2 protein-coding genes are annotated in these 3,466 nt (G+C 68.1%); both read right to left on the bottom strand.

Features of this window, described 5'->3' with window-relative positions; genetic code table 11:
• Window positions 1-96 precede the first annotated feature (96 nt).
• On the bottom strand, window positions 97-582 hold the full coding sequence (locus JX283_RS07995) for a C-GCAxxG-C-C family protein (RefSeq protein ID WP_204830105.1): 486 nt from the start codon (window positions 580-582) through the stop codon (window positions 97-99).
• A gap of 134 nt (window positions 583-716) precedes the next feature.
• The gene (gene ettA / locus JX283_RS07990) at window positions 717-2,411 is read right to left on the bottom strand and encodes an energy-dependent translational throttle protein EttA (RefSeq protein ID WP_204830104.1); all 1,695 of its coding nucleotides are present in this window, start codon (window positions 2,409-2,411) and stop codon (window positions 717-719) included.
• Window positions 2,412-3,466: the final 1,055 nt, after the last annotated feature.

Genomic DNA, 3,466 nt, shown 5'->3' with positions numbered 1-3,466 from the left:
CCCAACACCCGGACACTTTTGTCCCAGCCGGGATCGCCGCCCCGTCCACCGCCCAGCCTCATCCGCCGCCCTGCCCGCCTCCCAACGGGGCGGCCCTCAGCCGTCGAGGTTCTCGATGGCCAGCTCGCGGCAGACGACGTCGGCCACCTTCCAGGCACAGAGGCCCGTGAGGACGATGCACTGCCCCCTGTGCTCGCCGGCCGCCATGTCCATGCCCCGGGTGAGCACCCGGCAGCAGACGGCGCTCTTGCCGTTGTTGGCCCGAAACCAGTCGTGGAGCTCGTTGGAGAGGGCCATGGCGCGACGCACCTTTGGGTCCGCGGGGCCGTCGGGGGTCGTGCGCCCAAAGAACATGCCCAGGGCCATGACCCCGCCGTTGAGCGCCCCGCACACGCAGCCCGAGCGCCCCATGCCCACGGCCATGGCCGAGCTCATGGCCACCACGTCGTCGGCCACGTCGAGGTCGAAGTTGTCGCAGACCGCCCCCATGAGGGCCTCGCAGCAAAAGAAGCCGCCGCGGTAGTTCTCCTCGGCGTCTCGGACCACCTTGTTGGGGCTCACGGCCACAGCACCTATGTTCATGGTTTCTCCTTGTCGCATTTTTATATATCAATGCAACAATACCATGGTTTTACCAAGACAGGAGCCGGGCCCGCGTCGCGGCCATCGGCGACACGGGCCCGGCTGGACGGGCGGCNGCGGCANGGGGCGGGACCCTAGTCGCGGGTGAGCTTGCGGTGGATCCGGTGCGGGCGGCTGGCCTCGGGGCCCAGGCGCCTCTCGCGGTCCTTCTGGTAGCTCTCGAAGTTGCCCTCGAACCAGTGCCAGTGGCCGGGCTCCTCGTCCGTGCCCTCCCAGGCCAGGATGTGGGTGGCGATGCGGTCCAGGAACATGCGGTCGTGGCTGATCACCACGGAGCAGCCGGGGAAGTCGAGGAGCGCGGCCTCGAGGCTGGAGAGGGTCTCGACGTCGAGGTCGTTGGTGGGCTCGTCCAGGAGCAGCAGGTTGCCGCCCTGCTTGAGGGTGAGGGCCAGGTTCAGGCGGTTGCGCTCGCCGCCGGAGAGCACGCCGGCCTTCTTCTGCTGGTCGGCGCCCTTGAAGCCGAACGCGGCCACGTAGGCGCGGCTCGGCACCTCGGTCTCGCCCACCATCATGAAGTCGTTGCNGTCGGAGACGACCTCCCACACGGTCTTGTCGGGGTCGATGCCGGCGCGGTTCTGGTCCACGTAGGACAGCTTCACGCTCTCGCCCAGCTCCACGGTGCCGGCGTCGGGCTCCTCGAGGCCCACGATGGTCTTGAACAGTGTCGTCTTGCCCACGCCGTTGGGGCCGATGACGCCCACGATGCCGTTGCNCGGCAGCGTGNACGAGAGGTCGTCGATGAGGACGCGGCGCTCGCCCGAGGCGTCGTCGAAGCCCTTCTCCAGGTGCTCCACCTCGAGGACCTTGGCGCCCNGGCGCGGGCCCACGGGGATCTGGATCTCGGCGAAGTCCAGCTTCTTGGCGCTGCGGGCCTCGGCCTCCATCTGCTCGTAGCGCTCGAGTCGGGCCTTGTTCTTGGTGAGGCGGGCGCTCGGGCTGGAGCGCACCCACTCAAGCTCGGCCTTCATGCGCTTGGCCANNCGCGCCTGCTGGGTCCCCTGNGCGGCGATGCGGGCGGCCTTGGTNTCGAGGTAGGTGGAGTAGTTGCCCTTGTAGGGGAAGNGCTGGCCGCGGTCCACNTCGCATATCCACTCGGCCACGNGNNCGAAGAAGTAGCGGTCGTGGGTGACGGCGAGCACGGCGCCCTCGTAGTTCTGGAGGAAGTGCTCGAGCCAGAGGACGCTCTCGGCGTCGAGGTGGTTGGTGGGCTCGTCGAGGAGGAGCAGGTCGGGGNCCTCCAGCAGCAGGCGGCAGAGGGCCACGCGGCGGCGCTCGCCACCAGAGAGCACGGAGACCGGCGTGTCGGGGTCGGGGCACTGCAGGGCGTCCATGGCCTGGGAGAGCTGGGAGTCGAGGTCCCAGCCGTTGGCGGCGTCGATCTGATCCTGCAGGGTGCCCATCTCGGCCATGAGGGCGTCGAAGTCGGCGTCGGGCTCGGCCATCTCGTTGCCGATCTCGTTGAAGCGGTCGATCTTGGCCAGCAGGTCGCCGAAGGCCTGGCGGATGTTCTCGATGACGGTGGCGTCCTCGTCGAGCTTGGGCTCCTGCTCGAGGATGCCCACGGTGTAGCCGGGGGTGAGGCGGNCCTCGCCGTTGGAGACGTCCTCGATGCCGGCCATGACCTTGAGGAGCGTGGACTTGCCCATGCCGTTGGGGCCCACGACGCCGATCTTGGCCCCGGGGAAGAACGAGAGCGACACGTCGTCGAGGATGACCNTGTCGCCGGCGGTCTTGCGGGCCTCGTACATCTGGTAGACGAACTCTGCCATAAAAAGCTCCCTGTGCTGCACTTGTGGCTGGACGGACCTTTCATCTTGCCACAGCCGGCCGCTTCACTCCCTCACATAGAGCTTGTTGGAGCGCGGAAACTCCCGACGACAGGNCTCGCGGAGGGCCCGCCTGGCCTCGGAGCCGGCCGGGACCTCCACCACCTGCGACGAGAAGCCCTGCTCGGCCACCCTCACCATGCCGTCGACCGCACTCACCGTGACGGAGCGATCCTTCTTGAACGTGAGAAGCCTCACCGTGCCCGAGGCCCCACGCCCACACAGGCCCTGGGCCCGCCCCAGGGCCTGCTTCATGGCCACAAGCTTCATGGGCGCGCCTCCCCTAAGAAACGGTCGNGCTCGCGGAGGAAGTCGCGGCGCACAAGGGTCTGCGTGATGTAGACCACCGTGGCGCGGCCGCCCTCCACCGAGAATGCGATACGCACGCTGCCGGCGTCGCGCGAGTTCACGCGGCACTCCTTGAGGGCGCGCCCCCACCAGCGGCCGGCTCCTTTGCAATGGAAGAACCCGGCCTGCGCCTGGGTCTCCACAGCAGCGGCCACCCGGACGCGGAGGTCGGGCCACCGGCGCAGGGCCTTGTCGCAGNCGCGCTTGTCAAAGGAGACATCTGCGGCATTGAGGGCCCCTCCGCCCTCGNCGCACGTGCNGGCGNCTGCGGCCGATCCGGGACAGAGCGGCACTTTTGCTCCAAGACCCTTCTTCATGGACGCCTTTCTCGCCTTGGGTTTTCTGCCGGCGCCGAAGCGCCAGCGGCCTGTGTGGTTTTCTATGCCCCCAAAGGGTCCCCAACAATAGGCGGCCGAGGTGACCGGCTGAGATGAGGCGCTCCAACTTGCAAGTTGGAGCGGATTTGGAGGGAGAAGGAGCCGTTAATCCACACCAAGTAGCAAGTTGGAGCGTTTTTCGGGCCAAAGCGGGCTGCCGGGCGCCGCCAGCACGCTCCAACTTGCAAGTTGGAGCGTTTCTCCGAATCGGTCCAGGCCGCCGGCCGAGACGACCCACCGGCTCGACCCCGGCCCAGCAGGCCTATGCTGAAC

The organism is Olsenella sp. CU969, assembly GCF_905219715.1.
In the GTDB taxonomy this organism is placed as follows: domain Bacteria; phylum Actinomycetota; class Coriobacteriia; order Coriobacteriales; family Atopobiaceae; genus Granulimonas; species Granulimonas faecalis.
The sequence above is the reverse complement of the archived record's forward strand: the minus strand, read 5'-3'. Positions and strand labels throughout refer to the sequence as shown.